This is a genomic window from Stieleria sedimenti, from assembly GCF_025060895.1.
In the GTDB taxonomy this organism is placed as follows: Bacteria; Planctomycetota; Planctomycetia; order Pirellulales; family Pirellulaceae; genus Stieleria; species Stieleria sedimenti.
In genome coordinates this window covers 1-18,176 of sequence record NZ_JANZKV010000072.1, presented here as the reverse complement: position 1 = coordinate 18,176, position 18,176 = coordinate 1, and the positions used below count along the sequence as shown (strand labels likewise).

The 18,176-nt window shown below is 59.0% G+C and carries 13 protein-coding genes; 5 read left to right on the top strand and 8 right to left on the bottom strand.

The genetic code is table 11. The features are described 5' to 3' along the window. Nucleotides 1–44: 44 nt before the first annotated feature. The 3 genes from NZK35_RS11160 to NZK35_RS11150 all read right to left on the bottom strand — a co-directional run bounded on the left by NZK35_RS11160 (nt 45) and on the right by NZK35_RS11150 (nt 4,099). The gene (locus NZK35_RS11160) at nt 45–2,309 is read right to left on the bottom strand and encodes an outer membrane protein assembly factor BamB family protein (protein ID WP_259632610.1); all 2,265 of its coding nucleotides are present in this window, start codon (nt 2,307–2,309) and stop codon (nt 45–47) included. 90 nt (nt 2,310–2,399) lie between these two features. After that, complete coding sequence (locus NZK35_RS11155) at nt 2,400–2,753, bottom strand: cupin domain-containing protein (protein WP_259632609.1); 354 nt, start codon at nt 2,751–2,753, stop codon at nt 2,400–2,402. A gap of 1,037 nt (nt 2,754–3,790) precedes the next feature. Beyond that, on the bottom strand, nt 3,791–4,099 hold the full coding sequence (locus NZK35_RS11150) for a hypothetical protein (protein ID WP_259632608.1): 309 nt from the start codon (nt 4,097–4,099) through the stop codon (nt 3,791–3,793). Nucleotides 4,100–4,873: 774 nt separating this feature from the next. On the opposite strand from NZK35_RS11150, the gene NZK35_RS11140 reads away from it, so the two are divergent. Continuing rightward, nucleotides 4,874–5,968 carry an Mrp/NBP35 family ATP-binding protein gene (locus tag NZK35_RS11140; RefSeq protein WP_261364662.1) on the top strand — a complete coding sequence of 365 codons (1,095 nt, stop codon included), beginning with the start codon at nt 4,874–4,876 and terminating at the stop codon, nt 5,966–5,968. Between the two features lie 298 nt (nt 5,969–6,266). On the opposite strand, the gene NZK35_RS11135 is transcribed toward NZK35_RS11140, so the two are convergent. Both NZK35_RS11135 and NZK35_RS11130 read right to left on the bottom strand, forming a co-directional pair. Then, nucleotides 6,267–6,452, bottom strand: coding sequence for a hypothetical protein (locus tag NZK35_RS11135; RefSeq protein ID WP_259632653.1), 186 nt, complete (start codon nt 6,450–6,452; stop codon nt 6,267–6,269). Nucleotides 6,453–7,147: 695 nt separating this feature from the next. After that, nucleotides 7,148–7,933, bottom strand: a complete 786-nt coding sequence (locus NZK35_RS11130) for a site-2 protease family protein (protein ID WP_259632607.1) — start codon at nt 7,931–7,933, stop codon at nt 7,148–7,150. A 434-nt stretch (nt 7,934–8,367) separates the two neighbouring features. Here NZK35_RS11130 and NZK35_RS11125 point away from each other — a divergent pair, with 434 nt between their 5' ends. Genes NZK35_RS11125 through NZK35_RS11115 form a run of 3 tightly spaced genes read left to right on the top strand, consistent with a single transcriptional unit; the run spans nt 8,368 to nt 13,206 of the window. Continuing rightward, entirely contained in the window at nt 8,368–10,794 is a 2,427-nt protein-coding gene (locus tag NZK35_RS11125; protein ID WP_259632606.1) for a DUF1592 domain-containing protein, read from the top strand. 4 nt (nt 10,795–10,798) lie between these two features. After that, nucleotides 10,799–12,121 (top strand): DUF1552 domain-containing protein, encoded by a 1,323-nt coding sequence (locus NZK35_RS11120; protein WP_259632605.1) that lies wholly within the window; start codon nt 10,799–10,801, stop codon nt 12,119–12,121. 29 nt (nt 12,122–12,150) lie between these two features. Then, nucleotides 12,151–13,206, top strand: a complete 1,056-nt coding sequence (locus NZK35_RS11115) for an NAD-dependent epimerase/dehydratase family protein (RefSeq protein WP_259632604.1) — start codon at nt 12,151–12,153, stop codon at nt 13,204–13,206. A 185-nt stretch (nt 13,207–13,391) separates the two neighbouring features. Here NZK35_RS11115 and NZK35_RS11110 read toward each other — a convergent pair whose 3' ends face one another. Then, a complete protein-coding gene (locus NZK35_RS11110; protein ID WP_259632603.1) occupies nt 13,392–15,599 on the bottom strand; it encodes a heavy metal translocating P-type ATPase in 2,208 nt (735 codons plus the stop codon). Between the two features lie 295 nt (nt 15,600–15,894). Here NZK35_RS11110 and NZK35_RS11105 point away from each other — a divergent pair, with 295 nt between their 5' ends. Then, the gene (locus NZK35_RS11105; protein ID WP_259632602.1) at nt 15,895–16,143 is read left to right on the top strand and encodes a hypothetical protein; all 249 of its coding nucleotides are present in this window, start codon (nt 15,895–15,897) and stop codon (nt 16,141–16,143) included. Nucleotides 16,144–17,219: 1,076 nt separating this feature from the next. Here the strand turns inward: NZK35_RS11105 and NZK35_RS11100 are convergent. Together NZK35_RS11100 and ccoS are read right to left on the bottom strand one after the other, a co-directional pair. Further along, nucleotides 17,220–17,621, bottom strand: a complete 402-nt coding sequence (locus tag NZK35_RS11100) for a hypothetical protein (protein WP_259632601.1) — start codon at nt 17,619–17,621, stop codon at nt 17,220–17,222. 302 nt (nt 17,622–17,923) lie between these two features. Beyond that, on the bottom strand, nt 17,924–18,176 hold a 253-nt coding region (ccoS, locus tag NZK35_RS11095; protein WP_259632600.1), incomplete at its 5' end, for a cbb3-type cytochrome oxidase assembly protein CcoS.

The window sequence follows — 18,176 nt, the reverse complement described above, 5'->3', positions numbered from 1 at the left end:
CGATGAATCAAATCATCGGCCGCACTGCGGAATGATGCTCCCCGCTATGGTTCGTTGCTGTTTTCAACGACTTCGATATTGTCCAAGTAAATTTCCGCGACCTTTGCGTTGCCGTAAAGACCGGGGCTGGCGTTTAAATTGGGTGATTCGTCTCGCACCGTGAGCGTCCATTCTTCGGGCTCGTCCTGATCGCGAGGCCAAACCTTGCCGCGGACGACCGCCACCTGTGCGGGGGCTTCACTCTCTAAATCGACCCGTAGCTTCATCCGGTACCACTGGTCCTCCGACCATGGAAACGCCGCAACGTCCGAGGCGCGTTCTTCGGAAGACGCCCACGTCCGGATTTGAACCTGTTGGGCTTCGCCCATTAAGTCGAGCACATAACCGTGGGCCGTCAACCCGATATCCGGCAGGGCGCCCAACGCCCGCTGACCGCGGGCGTCGGCTGAAATGGTGTACTGCGACAAATCGCTCGGTCCCATCCAGGCACGGCTTCGAGCCCCCTTGGGGATCGTGCTGATTTTTGTCAACGCCGCCGAACCGTCAATTTCTCGAATCACGTGGCGGTATCGGGCACCGACCCACGACAAGGGCGGATCAGACAGACCGTCAAAGGTGAATTTCCAGGGCAACGGGGGCACGATCCGCACGCGGGCCGTCCCGGTGGCGTCGCCCAACTGCGCGACGACCTGGACCCCGGTGTGAGCCGCGTCCGCCGCGGCGGTCAACTTGTTGCCGTTGATCGACGCCGCGCCACCCTCGACTCGGAACGTTACGTCGCCGGGTGTTTCCAGTTGTTGTCCGATCGCGTTGAACACGTTGACCTTGTACTCGATCGACTCGCCGGGCTGGATCAAAGCTTCGACCGGAACGATCTGGACCTGAGCGATCTGCGTGTCCTCGGCAACGGGGCGTTCTTCCCCGTAGGCGTCGCTCATCGATTGGTCGGATTGCTTGGCCGACTCATTGCTGATGCAGTACAGGTTCCGCGTGCTTTGGAAGTACAAGCGGCCGTCGGCGACGATCGGCGAGGCGACAAAGGATTCGCTGCGCAGTCGCCCGTCATTGATCACTTCGAACCCGTCGGCGGTCGGCTTGACGATCGACCAACGACCATTTTCGGTCGTCACATAGATTTTGCCGTCGGCGTACAACAGTGCCGATTTCTGGCGGCTATCGGCAAACCGTTCTTGTTCGACGATCGGTTCTCCCGATTCGGCATCGAAGACCCACATTTTGCAGCGGTCATCGACCAAATACAAACGCCCGTCGACGAGCACGGGTTCACTGAACCCCGCCACGACTTCGTACTGCTTCCACAACTCGGTGGCTTGGGTTTGATCGCCGGTGCCGGAAATCTTGACCGCCGCGACGGCGCCCATCACGTTGGCCCATTCGCCGACGTTCTCTTCATTGTGGCTGCAGAAGACTTTGTCGCCGATAACCAGGGGAGCGGCAAACAGGCCACGCCGCGACAATTCGTATTTCCAGAGTTGCTTTCCGGTTCGCGGCTGAATACCCCAAACCTGGCCGTCGCCGAAGCCCATGATTAACTGCCGTTGACCGTCGATGGTCGCGATCGTCGGCGCCGAGTAAGACGTGTCGTAGGGTAGATCACGCGTTCCGCTGAACCAAACGAATTCGCCCGTCAGCTTGTCCAGTGCCAGTATGCGGTGATTGGGTTTGGCATAGTCGCCCCAGTTGATGATGATCCCGCTGATGATCACCAGATCTTCGTGCACGATGGGGAAATTCGTCCGGCCGCCGTAGGTGCTGAGCATTCCGAACTGCTCGTGCAACGGGACCTTCCAAAGCGTCTCGCCCGTTTCCCCGTCCATGCACTGAAAGATGTCGCAAGCGCCCAGAACATACACGTTGCCCGATTCGGGATCGGCGACGACGCTGGTCCACCCGATCCGCTCTGCCGGGACATCGGACAGCCAGACGTTGTAGCTGTTTTCCCAAATCGTCTCGCCGGTTTTGGCATCCAGGCAAACGACTTTCTCACCTTCACGCTCGGTGTCGGGCAGGTGCCGTTGGATCGTGTAGAGTCGTCCCCCCATCGCCACCGGGGTGCAGAAACTGCCGATGTCTTCGCGTTTCCAGAGCAGATTGCTGCCGTCGCCTCCTTTTGAATCCCAGTCGTCGGGCAAACCGCTGACTTCGGCGGTCCCGTCCATGTTGGGGCCACGCCAGTAGGGCCAGTCGGCCGCCGATGCGGCAACACCGAGCCACAACATCGGAAGCATCAACAGGAAGGGGAGCGCCGCATGGAGTCGACGTCGGAAGTCAAAAGTTGGTCGCGTCATAGGAAGGCAATCAGGCAGGGGGGAAGATTGGGCAACGGACGAAGTGGCACGGTCGCTATCTTAACTGGACTCGCCGAGGATCATGAGCCCTCAGTCGAAGTGTTCGTCGGCAGGGTCAAAATTGGGTAAGCAAACGATCACCACCTGCATGCATCCGACCGCACGATGTCGAGTGCCGGGGGGGATCAAAATCGAGGTTTTTGGGCGTACGGGGTGCAATTGGCCGTCCAGTTCGATCGCAGCATCATCATCACACTCCAATACGACGTAAACCTCGGTGTGTTCGATATGGTAGTGCGTCCGGGCGGATCGATCGATATTCGTCAAATGTACCGTTCCGGGGAACTCGTCCCGGTCTTGAAACGCTCGACGCGCGATGCCGCAGGGGCACGCGACCCCTGGCAGGGCGGTCAGATCGACAACGGCGGGGCCTGGATCAGGCATCTGGACACGTCTCCAACGCTCGAGAGTGGCAAATCTGTACGGATCACTCCGCAAACGTCTGTCAATTCAACGCACACCGTATCAACGCACACCGTACGGTAATGCACAGAACACGACGTGCCCCGTCACCACACAACGTGCCCCGTCACCGGCAGCTGTTGCCATGCCCGCGGGGGACGTCAATTGTAGAGGTGACGGATTTGATCGTAGCGGAAGGCGCCAAGACTATTGCAGCGGACTTTTGCAGCGGACTTTTGCAGCGCGGGCCCTCTCTGGCGTTCGCTTGCGGCGCAAACGCCGTCTCTCCCAGAGGGAGAGAATTGAAATGGGTTGCCAAACGCTGCCGTTATACAATCGATATCCCGCGCGGGCATGGCCCCCTGACGGGCGGACCTCGGACGCCTCACGTAATCCGATCGGTGATAGTTTATACCGTCCAGACCGTTTGTTCCACTTGACCAACCCGGGTATCAGTTGCCCCCCCGATATTGAGAGCAACTTGCCCAGCCGTCAAAGCTTCGCAAGCTGGTGAAAATAGAGTGGAACAGTAATCTCTGACCTGCACCGGTCCGATACGGTTAGTGATCCCAGCTGACAAATCGCCCCGACCGGGACGTGCCGCCAGCGAACGATCGACCCAGAACTTCCCGTTGCACAGGACGCAACGGGGATTTGAAAAGCGATTTCGCGTGCGGATTCGAATTGCCGATCAATGGGCAAGACGTTGTTCCACCACGACAAATTGCCATCGAGCTGAACGAAGTCGGCGGGCTGTGTAACCCACACCGCGGTCCGTCCGTGCTCGAAGGGTGTATCAATCGGATGCGATCGCCGGCAACTTCGTCCAGCGAACGCACCCGAGTGGCAGTCGAATTCGACCAACATGACCCGCTTTTCAAATCGACCCGCGTAACAAACTAAGGGAGACGTGGCTCCGATGATACGGACACTGATGATGATGGCCCTCGTTCTTGGCACCACGACGTGTTGCCAAACACAAGGGATGGACTTGCTCCAAAAATTGATGAAGGGCTGCTCTAGCTCTTCTTGCTGTGACACCGGCTGTGCCGCTGCACCGTGTGGCTGTGAAGCACAACCCGCTTGTGGCTGCGAAGCCCCTTGCGGATGTGCCGAACCCGCTTGCGGTTGCGAAGCACCCGCGTGTGGCTGTGCCGCTGAACCGGCATGTGGCTGCGAAGCACCCGCTTGCGGATGTGCCGCTGAACCGGCTTGTGGCTGCGAAGCACCCGCTTGCGGATGCGCCGCTGAACCGGCTTGTGGCTGCGAAGCCGCTGGCTCGGCCTGCTGCGAAACCGCTCCGGCATGTGGCTGCGAAGTCGCTGCACCTTGCTGTGACACCGCTCCGGCGTGTGGCTGCAGCAAGAAAAAAGGCGGACTGCTGGCCCACCTGTTCGCTGGCAAGAAGAGCTCGTGCTGTGAACCGGCTTGTGGTTGCGAAACCGCTTGCTGCGAAACCGCTCCGGCTTGCGGCTGCGAAGTCGCTGCTCCTTGCTGCGAAACCGCTCCGGCATGTGGCTGCGAAGTCGCTGTCCCCTGCGGTTGCGACAGCGGCTGCGACTCGGCTTGCGGCTGCGGCCCCAAGAGCGGAGGCCTGTTGAAGAAACTCTTCGGCAACCTTTGCAAGAGCTCCAGCGGATGTGACAGCTGCTGCGACGCCCCGGCGTGCGACAGCGGTTGCGGATGCGGAGCGACCTACAGCGCCCCGATGGCTCCCGCACCAGCTCCGGCTGCTGCTCCTGCCACCGACGCAGCTCCCATGCCTCCCGCTCCGATCGTTGATCCGAGTGCGAGCATCTCACAAAAGCGTCGCGTCATTCAAGCCAGTGCCCGCTACGTCCGCTGATAAAGCGAAACGTAGCAACCGGGTGATCAATCCGGCTGCTGGTCTCTAGACGTGTACCGCGAAAGCGGCTCGGCAGTTCGCTGCCGAGCCGCTTTTTTTTGTTTCAAGTTTCAAGTTTCAAGTTTCAAGTTTCAAGTTTGCGATTTTCCTAGCTGGGTCCCACTTCTTTGGCAAATCGTTACCCTGTAACCGACTCAACATCCGACTTGGCGCTGCCAACTTGAAACCTGGAACCCGGAACCTGGAACTCAAAAACATGTCCGAACTCTCCGAATCCTCTGTCCGCCAGCTTCTCGATGGGCACCGCGACCCCGAAACCGGACGCCCGATGGGCTCGATGGGACAAGTCGTCTCGGTCAATGTGGACGGCCAGCATGCCAGGATCCAACTCGGCCTCACCTCACACTCGCGTCCGATCCAAGACGATGTTCGCGACGCCGTTGAGGCAAAGTTGACCGCTGCCTTTCCGGGCATCCAAGTCGACCTGGAGTTCAAAACGCACGCCCGACCGGCCACCCGTGTCGGCCAAACGGCGCTCCGCGCCAAGAGCGTGATCGCGGTCGGCAGCGGCAAGGGCGGCGTCGGCAAGAGCACCGTGGCGGCTTCGATCGCACTGACGCTGCGGCGACTGGGCAGCCGAGTCGGTTTGATGGACGCCGATGTGTACGGCCCCAGCATTCCACACCTGCTAGGACTCTCCGGCCGCCCGGGTTTCAGCGAGTCCAAGCGGATCGATCCGATCATGCTCGACGACAGCCCCGACCTGTCGCCGATGCCCGTGATGTCGATGGGATTCCTGGTCGACCCCAAAGAAGCCGTGATTTGGCGCGGCCCGATGCTGCACGGTTCGATCAACCAGTTTCTGGGCATGACCGAATGGGGTGAACTGGATTACCTGATCATCGACATGCCGCCGGGAACCGGCGACGTCGCCTTGACGCTCTCGCAAGCCATTCCGCTGGCCGGCAGCGTCGTCGTTTGCACGCCCCAAGAGGTTGCGCTGCTCGATGCCGTCAAGGCGATCGCGATGTTTCGAAAGGTCAACATTCCGATCCTGGGCATGGTCGAAAACATGAGCGGCTTCCTGTGCCCCGATTGCGGCAAGACCTACGACATCTTTGGATCCGGTGGCGCACGCGAGAAGGCCGAAGAGATGGACGTCCCCTTCCTCGGCGGACTTCCGCTGGACATCAAACTGCGTGTTGCCGGAGACGAAGGCCGGCTTGCTGCGGTCCTCGCCGACGATGAGGCCGCTCGAGCCCCGCTGGAACGCGTCAGCCAAGCGATGGTCCGCACCCTGGCCGCCCGCAATGCCGCCGCTCCGCCCAAACCGACCCTGCCGACGCTTTGAACCGCCGCGCACTTACTTTGGCTTTGAGGTGTTAGCGGAACGGCGCGAGCGGGCTGTCGATTTTGTGAGCCGCGGGCGCGTAAGCGGCCAGGCATTCCAGCGCCCGCCCGAGGCCTTACGGCCAGCGGCTCACCATTGACTCAGCAGTTCCCGACTAAAACGACACCCCGCAAAACGCGGGAAATTAAGGCGCCTCGCCTGTCCCCACGCACCCGGCCATAAAAAAACCGCTCGGGGGGTAACCCGAGCGGTTTGGTGGATGGATGGGGCCGATTGAGAATCGGCGAAGAGAAGAAGCTTACTTGCGCTTCTTGGCAGCCTTCTTCTTGGTTGCCTTCTTCTTGGTCGCCTTTTTCTTGGTTGCCTTCTTCTTGGCAGCCTTCTTCTTCACGGCCTTCTTCTTAGCAGCCTTCTTCTTGGTTGCCTTCTTCTTGGTTGCCTTCTTCTTGGCAGCCTTCTTCTTGGTTGCTTTCTTTTTAGCCACGTTTTTCCTCCGCGGAATTGGAAACGATGGCGAGTCATTGTGACTTGCGTGGGAACGTTCCCCGACAAGCCACCGGCCACGGCTCACCATGCGTTAGTAAGTGACAGACAAACGTTGAAGCCAGTTATCCAACGGACCAATCAATGCTGTCTGACGTAAACCTGCGGTATTTGTACGCGCTGCGTCAAATTCCGCAACATGTTTTCGAAAAAATTATGCTTGCAAGACACTTCGTCCCTGCTACCTCACCACTGTTCTTTGCGACCGAAGCAAGTATCGCAGCGATCGTGTTGAACGTTCCATGACAAGCGACGTGTGGACACATGGCTGGACGTGTCGCCCAACGACCTCGTTGTGAGCGCGTTGACGCAAATATTGATACAGCAATGCGTTGTGCGCATTCGATGGAAACGCGAACCGACGCAACCACGATGCGCTTCGTTGTCTTGATGTCGCTTGCAACACTTGACATTGGATCGCTTCATGCATGTTCGACAACACCATGCGCAGTGGTTGGAAGCCACATCAAACACATGCAAAAGTTTTTGAGAAAATTTTTACAACGAACCGCTTGATCGAACGGTCTTGGCGCACTTTGTTGTCCATCTCGCGCGGCTTTGTTGCACGGATGCGCGTGATCGTTGGTTGCATCGCGCTGCGTTTGTTCGCACCGCGCTGCCTGACGTTGCGTCGCGTTAGCGCCAACCGTTGTTCATCGGATTCAACATCTGGTAACTGCTGAAACCGAACATCAAGAAGAAGATGCCCATCATCGGTTGCCCATGGTTGAACGCATAGAACGCCAACAAGCCACTGCAGATCACACTGACCCATAGCGATTGCGCGACCGTGCCACCATTGATCACAATCAGACTGCGCGCGATGCGTCCTCCATCGAGTGGCCAGACCGGAACAAGGTTCAACAACGCCCACAAGACGCTCGGCAAGATGTAAAACGTCACCAGCGCCAACATGCCTCGGCTATCCATCACCGGTCCTTCGGTGACCCATGGAAGAGTCGCCAGAAACGATGGCATCCAACGGAACGCCGACACTTCGAAACCTGCCAACTTGACGGCCAGGATCACCGCCAGCGCGGATAACAACTGAAACGCCGGCCCGGCTGCCGAAATGATCAACTGTTCCTTCTCGCCGATCCGCGCGATCGATCGACCCGGCGTGTACGTGCTCGTCGGAATCGCCAGGCCGCCGAAGTGATACAGCACAATCGATGACTGAATGCCGTAGTGACGGAATGCCAAGGCATGCCCCAGCTCGTGAATCAAGATTGAAACGAGCAGACACAGCGCCCAAGCGATCATCAATGGCCCGACGCCAAGCTCTTCACTCGAAAAAAAACGGCACAGCGAGTAACCAAACACCACCGCCCCCAACCAAAACGTCACCGCGATCCTGACCGGGAAACCCAGTAACGTAAAGCGGATGTCGTAAGCGGTTTCGGGGGGCTCGGATAACAGCATGGGGTATGCCTGTGTGGACGATTTCGGGAGACATAGAGCGTGGTCTGATTCGTCGGGCGGACCACAACCTTGCCCAGAATACCGCGTGGCGTCCCTTCTTCACAGTTCAGCAACGGACGATCCAAGCTTTCGCACGCCAAAACGCATCGTGAATCTCGGTGCTTGCAGCTATAATGTGAGCCGTGGCCGTATCGACCCCTCCCGCCTATTACACGGGTCGTGACACCTGCGATCATCTGGATCGCCACCCCTCGCCGCGCTCGATCCCACCTCCAATGACTCACCGAGTGATGAAACAAGCCTTCATGCCTTTGCGACAATGGCGTCGACGCCGCGCAAGCCACGTGCACAGCGCAAGCCACGTGCACAGCGCAAGCCACGTGCACAGCGCGTGCACGACCACTTTGCGTGCCGCGCGACACCATGCGTTGCCGATGTTCACCTTGTTCGCCGTGGTCACCACGACACTGCTGCTGCAACGGACGGCTGCAGCCACCGAAGCAACCGACTCCAACGACACGCGACAAATCGATCATCGCAAGGACGACGTGATGTCGTTCTTGCGGCAAAACTGTCTCGACTGCCATGACGGCAGTGAAGGTGAAGGCGGATTTGATTTGAACCGTCTGAAGTGGGCCGATCTGGCACACTCCAGCGATCCCCAGAACATCGCCACGTGGGTCCGCGTCTTTGATCGCGTCGCTGATGGTGAAATGCCGCCGGAGGAATACGGCGAAGTCGAAGCGGAGCCCAAAATGCGGTTTCTCAACTCGGCCTCTCAATCGATTGACCAAGCCATCACGTCGCGTCATCAATCACACGGACGCGTGCTTTCCAGGCGACTGACCAACCATCAACTGGAACGAACGCTCGGAGACCTGTTTGCGATCGCCGCCCCGCTGTCGCAATTGATGCCCGACGAACAACGCACCGATGGGTTTCGCAACATCGCCGACGCCCAGTCGATGTCGCACTATCATCTCGAAGACCACCTGCGCGTCGTCGATGCGGCCTTGGACCTGGCCTTTGATCGGCTTCGCCCCAACCGGCCCGACGTCGTCATCGACCTGCCCGCGTCACGGATCGCAAACAAGCGCAAGGGGCAACGCAATCGCGATCCCGAGTTGCGCGATGGCGCGGCGGTGATCTGGTCCTGTGGCCTCTCGTTCTACGGACGCATCTCCCGCACCGAATTGAAACAATCCGGTTGGTATCGCATCACGCTGGACGCTTCTTCGTTGAAGATGCCCGACGGTCGCGGGCTGTGGTGTTCGGTTCGAAGTGGCAAATGTGTTTCCAGCGCGCCCCTGATGCATTGGGTCGGCGCATTCGAAGCGACCGAGACTCCGCAAACGTTTACCTTCACCACATGGATCGAAGCCGATCACATGCTTGAAATCCGACCTGCCGATAGCACGCTCAAGAAGGCTCGCTTCAACGGCGGACAAGTGGGATTCGGCGAAGGAGAACCGCAAGACGTTCCCGGTGTCGCGATGCACTCGCTCAAGATCGAACGAATTTATCCCGGCGGAAACCAGGCGGCCGTCCAGCAGGCTTTGTTCGGCGACCTGGAAACGCGTTACGATGCGAAATCGAAACGGTTTCAATTGCACAGCGATTCACCGGCAGAAGACCTGAAAAAACGCTTGCATGACTTTGCCGCCGCAGCCTTCCGCGGCCCGGTCACGACAGAGATGCTGGAACCGTACGCCCGCCTGATCGATCGGGGCATCGCGGATGACAACGATCCGATCGAAGTACTTCGCCAAACCTATCGAGCCGTGTTGTGTTCGCCTCGATTCATCTATTTCACCGAAACGCCCGGGCGTCTGAGCGACCACGCCGTCGCCAATCGACTCAGTTACATGCTGACCGGCAGGGCGCCCGACCCCGAACTGCGTGCGGCCGCCGACGCCGGTCGGTTGTCCGATCCGGCGGAGATCGTTGCACAGACGCGTCGCCTGCTTCAAGGCGTCATGCTGCAGCACTTCGTGAACGATTTCTCCGACCAATGGCTGGACCTTGCCGACATCGATTTCACCGAACCGGATCGTCGGATGCATAAGGATTTCGACTTGGTGGTCCAAAATGCGATGCTCGGTGAAACGCGTCGCTATCTGGAAACACTGATCGTCGAAAACCAACCGGCGCGGATGCTGGTCGATTCTGATTTCACCTGGTTGAATAGTCGTCTGGCGCGGTACTATGGCATCGATGCCGACATCGCCCCCTCGCAATGGAAACGTGCCTCGATCGCGAACCATCCGTTTCGCGGCGGACTGATGACGCACGGATCGATCCTGAAGGTGACGGCAAACGGATCCAACACCTCGCCGGTCGTCCGCGGGGTTTGGATCTGCGATCGATTGCTCGGCATTCCCATCCCCGATCCGCCGGCCAATGTACCGGCCATCGAACCCGACGTCCGCGGCGCCACGACGGTTCGCCAGATCCTTGAAAAACACCGTTCGCAAACCGAGTGCGCTTCGTGCCATGCCAAAATCGATCCTCCCGGTTTTGCGCTGGAACACTTTGACGCCGCCGGCAAATGGCGTGATCATTACCTGACGCGGCGCGGCGGTTCGTACAAACAAGGCCCCGAAGTCGACTCGGCGTACCGGCTTGCCGACGGTCGAGCATTCGATTCCTTCGTCGCCTTCCGTGAACTCGCCGCCAGTGATGACCATCTGGTCGCCCGCAACTTTGCCGCCCAACTGCTCGTCTATGCGACCGGACACGAAATCACGTTCGCCGACCGCAAGACCCTGGACCAAATCGTCGCTCAAACCAAATCCGATGGCTATCGCTTGCGTTCGCTGATCGAAGCCGTCGTGACCAGCCAAACCTTCCTCACCAAGTGAAACGATGACGAAAAAACAAGACCACGCCGGGCGTACCGCCCCCAGCCGTTTTCATTCGCCGAAGAGTCGCCTGGCCCGTCGTACCCTGCTGCGAGGCAGCGGCGTCGCCATGTCACTGCCCTGGCTCTCGGCGATGGATGCCTCCGCCGGTGCAACATCCGACCCTCCAGCCCACCGCTTCGTCTCGGTCACGATCGGCTTGGGGTTGCTCGGCGAAAACCTGTTTCCCGAACAAGCCGGTCGCACGTATGCCTCGTCCCGCTACCTGAACCCACTGGCTGACGTCCGCGATCAATTCACCGTCGTTTCCGGCAGCAGCCACCCAGGCGTTTCCAACGGACACCGCGCCGAAGCGAGCATCTTGACCGCCACGCCGATCGGCAACAGCGGCAGCGCCAAGAACACGATCTCGGTGGACCAATACCTCGCCAAACATCTCGGCGGCGCCACGCGTTATCCGTCGTTGGTCCTCAGCACCAGCGGCACCCAAAGCCCTTCGTACACCGACACCGGGGCGATGATCCCGTCGCTGAGTTCTCCGGCGGAACTGTTCGCGACGCTGTTCATCGACCAGTCGCAACAAGAACGTTTGCGGCAAGCCGATCGGATTCGCAGCGGACGCAGCATCATGGATGTGGTCAACGAAGACGCCAAACGATTGCAACGTGATCTGGGGGCCGGCGATCGCAACCGATTGGATTCCTACTTCTCCAGCGTGCGCGAGCTGGAACAACGGATGGCCGCCAACGAACGATGGGCGAAAATGCCCAAGCCGGTCGTCGATGCCAAGCCGCCGACCCCACCGGACGCCAATGACTTGGTCGGTTGCCAGGCGATGATGCTGAGTTTGATGAAACTGGCCCTGCAAACCGACTCGACGCGATTCATCACGCTAAATCTGCCCGGCGGCAACGCCAAGTTGCCGATCGAAGGCGTCGACGAAGGCTATCACACGCTCAGCCATCACGGCCGCGACGCAGACAAGCTCGCCCAGTTGGCGTTGATCGAAGAACAGATCGTCGGCGCCTACGGCGACTTCCTCCGCAGCTTGGCCGGCTTCGAAGATACCGACGGCAACTTGCTCGACCAGACCTCCGTCCTGATGACCAGCAATCTCGGCAACGCGTCCAGTCACGACAACCGAAACTTGCCGGTTTTGGTCGGGGGTGGCGGCTTCCGCCACGGACAACATCTCGCCTTTGACCGCAACCGCAACTATCCTTTAGCGAACCTGTTCGTTTCGGTGCTGCAGCAAAGCGGCCTGCCGACGGATGAATTTGCGAGCGGAAAATCGACGATGAAGGGGCTTGAACCGACACGGGATTAGCCTAACACCGCGTACTGAGCGTGAGAGTCATGGCCAACGTTTTAGTCACCGGGGCCACCGGGTTCATCGGAACTCAGTTGGTCCGGCATTTGACACAACGAGGGGACCGGGTCACGTGCCTGATTCGATCGAGTTCCGATCTTCGTTCTCTCCATCGATGGAATCCACGCTTCATCGTCGGCGACCTCTCCGACCCGCGATCCCTCGAGGATGCGGTCCGAGATTGCGAGATCGTGTTTAATCTGGCCGGCACGACGAAGGCGCTCCGCAAGCCAGACTTCGAGCAAGCCAACACGTTGGGCCCCAAGCACTTGGCCGCTTGCTGTGCCGCCCTCGACGCTCCCCCGACCTTCGTGCACGTTTCCTCGTTGGCCGCCGCCGGCCCCTGTTCTGGATCGACGCCGCGCACCGAAGCCGACCCGCCGGCGCCGGTCTCCGACTACGGCCAAAGTAAGCTGAGCGGCGAATTCGCCGTGCGTGAGTTTGCCGCTTCACTGCCGGTTTCCATCGTCCGCCCGCCGATCGTCCTCGGCCCCGGAGATCGCGATGGGTTTGAGATGTTCAACGGTATCGCCAAATGGAGTCTGCATCTGGTCCCCAGCTTCGCCGACCATGTCTTCTCCGTCGTCCACGTCGATGACCTCTGCCGTGCGCTGACGGATGTCGCCACCCGCGGAAAACGGCTTTGTGGCGACGCCGCCTGTCACCAAGGCATCTACTTCGCCGCCGCCGATGAGACGCCCACCTATGCCGAGCTGGGACGACAGATCGGTCGATCATTGGGAAAGAAACACGTTTTCATCTTGCGCGGCCCCTCGGCAGCGATTTGGGCCATCGCCGCCGTCAACGAGCTCGTCTCACGGCTACGCGGTCGGCCACACATCCTCAGCATCGATAAAGCCAGGGAAGCGACGGCGGGATCGTGGGCCTGCAACGCCGATCGGCTACGCCGCGAGACCGGTTTTCGACCCGCCAAGACGCTTCAAAAGAGGATCGACGACACCACACGGTGGTACATCGACAACGGTTGGATCAAGCCACGGTCGGCACCCGGCAAGGTGACTCCCAAGGGGCACGTCGATTAACGCATTCCGCGGATGCGATGGGCATGCGGGGACGCGATTCTGTGCAGCTGCGGAAAAGAGGTAAGAAGATTTTGGAGGTAAGAAAATTACGAAAAGCACCCTCAGTTCGATTTAGCCAAAACCTTCCTACCCACAAAATCTTCCTACCCACAAAATCTTCCTACCCACAAAATCTTCCTACCCCTTCACTCATCCACCTGCACCCGTCTCAGCCGCAACGCATTACTCACGATCACCAAATCCGAACCGACCATGGCGAGTGCCGCAGTGATCGGATGCAACTCTCTTAGCCACATCGGCGCCGATTCGACTCCGGCCAGCACCCCCGCGGCGATCGGAATCAGCGCGACGTTGTAGGCGAACGCCCAGAACAGGTTTTGTTTGATGTTGCGCATCGTCAGCACCGACAGCTTGATCGCCCGCGCGACGCCTCTTAATTCCCCGCCCAACAAGGTGACGTCCGCCGCTTCGATCGCGACGTCCGTGCCGGTGCCGATCGCGATCCCCACGTCCGCCTGCGCCAGCGCCGGGGCGTCGTTGATTCCGTCGCCCACCATCGCGGTGAATTCGCCCCGCGACTGCAACTCGCGAATCCGCTGTGTTTTTTCACCCGGCAACACCTCCGCCATCACGTCGTCGATCCCGACCTGGCTGGCGACCGCCGCAGCGGTGTGTTGGTTGTCGCCGGTCAGCATGGAAACCACGATACCTTGGCCGTGCAGCCTTGCAATCGCCTCAGCCGATTCCGGTTTGATCGTGTCCGCCACGGCAATCAACCCGACCACTTCGCCTTCGCAAGCGATCCACATGACCGTTTTGGCTTGGCGTTGCAATTCCGCCGCGCGTGCCTGCAAGGCGGGATCGATCGACGAATCCTGTTCGATGAAACGCTGATTGCCGACCCGCACGCGCTGTCCTTGCCAAACAGCCGTCACGCCCTGACCGGAGCTGGACTGGACGTCGTCGGGCATCGACGTGTCCACGCCCAACCGATCGGCTTCGGCCAGAATGGCGGTGGCGATCGGGTGCTGGCTGCCGCGTTCGACACTGCCGGCCATTGCGATCAATTGTTCGTCGTTCAGACCCGCGACGGCGATCGTGTCGGTGACCACCTGCTCGCCACGCGTGATCGTTCCCGTTTTGTCCAGCACCACATGTTTAATCGCACCGACTCGCTGGATGGCCTCGCTGGACTTGAACAGGATGCCGTTCTCGGCCCCGCGTCCCATGCCCACCGTCACGGCCAGCGGTGTCGCCAGCCCCATCGCGCAGGGGCAGGAAATGATCAACACCGAAATCATTCGCAAGATCGCCCCGACGGTGTCGCCGATGACGAAAAACCAGACGCAAAACGTGACCAGCGCGACCGCGATCACGATCGGAACAAAAATCCCTGAAATCTGATCGGCCAGCTTCTGAATCGGCGCCTTGGTCGCCTGGGCCTCGGCCACCTGTTTGACGATTCGCGCCAGCGCCGATTCGGCCCCCAAGTGCCGCGCTTCGACGGTCAACATGCCATCGCCGTTGATCGTTGCACCGATCACATCGCTGCCGACCGGTTTGTGGATCGGCATGCTTTCACCGGTGATCATGCTCTCGTCGACCACACTCTCACCCGCGATCACAGCGCCATCGACGGGAATCTGTTCCCCCGCCCGCACGATCACATGATCACCCACAACCACGTCCTGGATCGGCAAGTCGACTTCCACGCCGTCGCGGAGGACACGCGCGTTTTTCGCTTGCAGATTCAATAACGATGTGATCGCACCATTGGTTCGCGTCTTGGCACGGCTTTCGATCCAGTGCCCGACCATCACCAGAGAAATAATCGTGGCGGAGGTTTCAAAATAGACATGTTGCCCCAGCATCTCACTGCCGAAGGACAGCAACAGCATCACCGCCACGCTAAAAAAGTAGGCGACCGAGGTACTCATCGTCACCAACACGTCCATGTTGGCGAATCGGCTGCGCAGCGATCGATAGGCCCCCAAATAGAACTCGCGGCCGACAAAAAACTGAACCGGCGTGGCCAGGGCGAACATCAAGTAGTTCACCCACCCGGCATGCGCCCACGGCCCCCAAAGACCGAAATCACGGCCCATGCTGAGCACAAACAACGGCAAGGTCAGCGCGACGCCGAGCCACATGACCATCGTGTCGCGCTGCTCTTTCCGACGGTCTTCCTCGGCGGTGTCGCGGTCTCCCTCTTCCACTTGAAACCCGGTCTGACGAATCACCTCGGCCAATCGGGCTTCGTCGGTTTTCGTCGGGTCGTAATTGACCACCACGTTGCCGCCGGCAAAGTTCACCGCGGCCGAACTCACGTCCGGCTGCCGCAACAACGACCGCTCGATCGATTGAGCGCACCCGGCACAGGTCATACCCGACACGTTAAATTCAGCCCGTCGGGCTTGCTCGGCAGTTCTCTGCCCCAACCCGGACTCAGATTCAGTTTCCCCGAGTCTATCCATTTCTTTATCCAAAACATCCGGTTTAGCAATCCCACCAAGAGGATCGGCGTAACGCTGTTAACGCTAGACGCAGTATTCGGGGCGATCAAGAGTCGTCACAGTCTCAGTCGTCCCATTCTAGCACGCTACCGTGCCCAAATTGGATGGGAATCGGCCCCGACGGCGGAGTCGATGGGGGCCACTTGGCTGCCCCCGTCGTCACCCCCATCAATGAATGGTGCCACCCACCTGCAGCGATCCCTGCGGCCTACAATTGATTGGGCACTGCTTCAGCTGTCCGACCCCACCGGCGATCAATGTGGACGTTTGGAAGTTGCTGCCGCAGATTAGCGAGTTGATCATCACTGATGGACGTCCCGAACAATTCAAGGTGTATCAACCAGTAGATATCTTCAAGAATTGGGCTCAGTACTTTGATCCCATCGTCATCGATGTCGGAAGCAATACAAACACGTCCGTCTAGAAAGTGGACTTGTGCCCAGCCACTCCACGCATTCTTCGCAAATGCTTCGTCAAATCGCTGTTGCGCGGCCATGCCAACATTGCGAGGGAGAAACCACTGACGATACAGGAATCCAGAAAAGGCGAAAACGACCGCACAGACCATGACATAGCGGAATACACCCCGTAGGGAGAATTGTTTCGCGTTCCTGGATGTGGACATATGATTCGCCCGCCCAACATTGTTTCGTACAGCAAACGGTCACAATATGCGGTCAAGCTAGGAAAGCTGGTCCGCGACTTCGGTCAACAGCCTCCATCATCGCCGATTGTGACGCACCTTGCCACACGCGAGGCAAAATACGTTTCCCAATCACCTGCCCTACGCAAATCGTCCGCTTCAAGAATTTCGGGCATGCAGTTCATCAGCGTCGCGAAGCAGGCCGCGTTTTGATCTCATTTTTGCGAGTCAGGCATCCTTAGCCGCTCGACTCCCCAAGATCGGCGCGTCGTGCGTTCGGTCGGATTTGTCTTTGAGTCAAAGAGAAACACCGCCGGACCACACAACGCGAGCAACGGGGGAGTCATGCGTCCGCGGATCACACGATGGGCCACAAGAGATCGAGACGGCGACCGCACCAAAACGCTGACGAACTGCGGCGAGTGGATTCGAGACAGTTAGCGCGGGGACAGGGCTTGGATCCATCGCGTCCGTACGGCCCAATCGATGAGGACCGATTCCCGAATGCGGCCTCCCCTGCGAATAATTTGGGAGAAAAGAAAATGAACCCACCGATAGCGATCAGCAGGACGATCCGTGGGTTCGCGCTGCCATCCGTGGGCAACTTTTCCGATTGCTGCATTCAGACAATGAGATGAATGGTGTCACCTACTGTTTTGGCAGCAGGATTATTGATCTCGTTGCCGTCCAGAAATGGTGGGTGGCACCAAATCGATCCCATCAACAGCTGGTATCGTCAGGCGTCGGTTGGCAGCGCGAACGTCAGTGGTCACCCGGCACGCGCGGTTGACTTTCCATTTCAAAACACCCTGATCGCGTGCTCGGGTGCACCACATTGTTCGCCCATCCTGTTGCGGTTAGGAATCCACATGGTCGATGCAAATCCTGCCGCCCTCAACGCTGAGGTACATGATGATGGCGGGCGCATCTAATCGGCCGTTCGTAGAGCTTCCGAGTGCAGTCATTGAAAAGTCTCCCGGCGCGTCTGGTCGACCGCCCCCGACCTTGAAGGGCAATTGTCCTGGTGGCACAAACGTTGATTTGCCAGCACGATCAACAAGCGTCAAACCGCCATCTGTTTCCAATTTGATCGAACAAGGGGCGGTGAGCATCTCGGCTGCCTCATTGTATCGAGCACGGTAAACATGGTCGGCAAAATCCTGAGTTGTCCTATCTGAACGAAACACAAACCATGTCGCCAAATAGAAGACAGCGAACCCGCAAAGGACGCCTAGAATCGGTTTTTTAAATTTGCTCATGCGACTGTTTCTCAAGAAGTGGAATTGTCAAACTTATCGCGTAGCCAACACTCTTAGGGCGAACGGCGACGATCACTCCGTTCACCGACCAAGGGATTGGCGTCGAAATTGGTGGCATTGGGCTGCACCCACCAAGTGTGATCGGTGCTTTCCCACTGCTGATCTAGCAGCCGGGTTGTTGACCGTTTGCTGCCGTCTAGGTTTGGTGGATGACACACTTCGAGAGTGGGTTGTTTTGTGACGCGTGTTGCGCGCTCGGTCCCATCAGTCCAATCGAGAGCGACACCTTTTGCCGCTCTCGGTCAGGGCTCCCCAAGTTCTTCTTGCGGTTGGCCCTGTTCATCCACCCGGTGCTCATCCACCAGAATCCGCACCGACGGAGAATCTAAATCGTCATACTGGCCGTCCCGGATGCAGTACAGGCACGCAATCAGTCCGCCGCCGCCCAGCAGCAACGCGATCGGCAATGCGATGTAAAGAACACTCATTTCGCGAACCACCTGAGTAGCACGGACAGAAGCGACAAGGAATTCAGCAACCGTTGGTGTGCAGGCT

Bases quoted from the DNA above. Each gene is read 5' to 3' on its own strand.
- NZK35_RS11125 (WP_259632606.1), top strand. From the start codon at position 8,368: ATGTTCACCTTGTTCGCCGTGGTCACCACGACACTGCTGCTGCAACGG.
- NZK35_RS11160 (WP_259632610.1), bottom strand. From the start codon at position 2,309: ATGACGCGACCAACTTTTGACTTCCGACGTCGACTCCATGCGGCGCTC.
- NZK35_RS11105 (WP_259632602.1), top strand. From the start codon at position 15,895: ATGGTGCCACCCACCTGCAGCGATCCCTGCGGCCTACAATTGATTGGG.
- NZK35_RS11115 (WP_259632604.1), top strand. From the start codon at position 12,151: ATGGCCAACGTTTTAGTCACCGGGGCCACCGGGTTCATCGGAACTCAG.
- NZK35_RS11140 (WP_261364662.1), top strand. From the start codon at position 4,874: ATGTCCGAACTCTCCGAATCCTCTGTCCGCCAGCTTCTCGATGGGCAC.
- NZK35_RS11100 (WP_259632601.1), bottom strand. From the start codon at position 17,621: ATGAGCAAATTTAAAAAACCGATTCTAGGCGTCCTTTGCGGGTTCGCT.
- NZK35_RS11130 (WP_259632607.1), bottom strand. From the start codon at position 7,933: ATGCTGTTATCCGAGCCCCCCGAAACCGCTTACGACATCCGCTTTACG.
- NZK35_RS11120 (WP_259632605.1), top strand. From the start codon at position 10,799: ATGACGAAAAAACAAGACCACGCCGGGCGTACCGCCCCCAGCCGTTTT.
- NZK35_RS11155 (WP_259632609.1), bottom strand. From the start codon at position 2,753: ATGCCTGATCCAGGCCCCGCCGTTGTCGATCTGACCGCCCTGCCAGGG.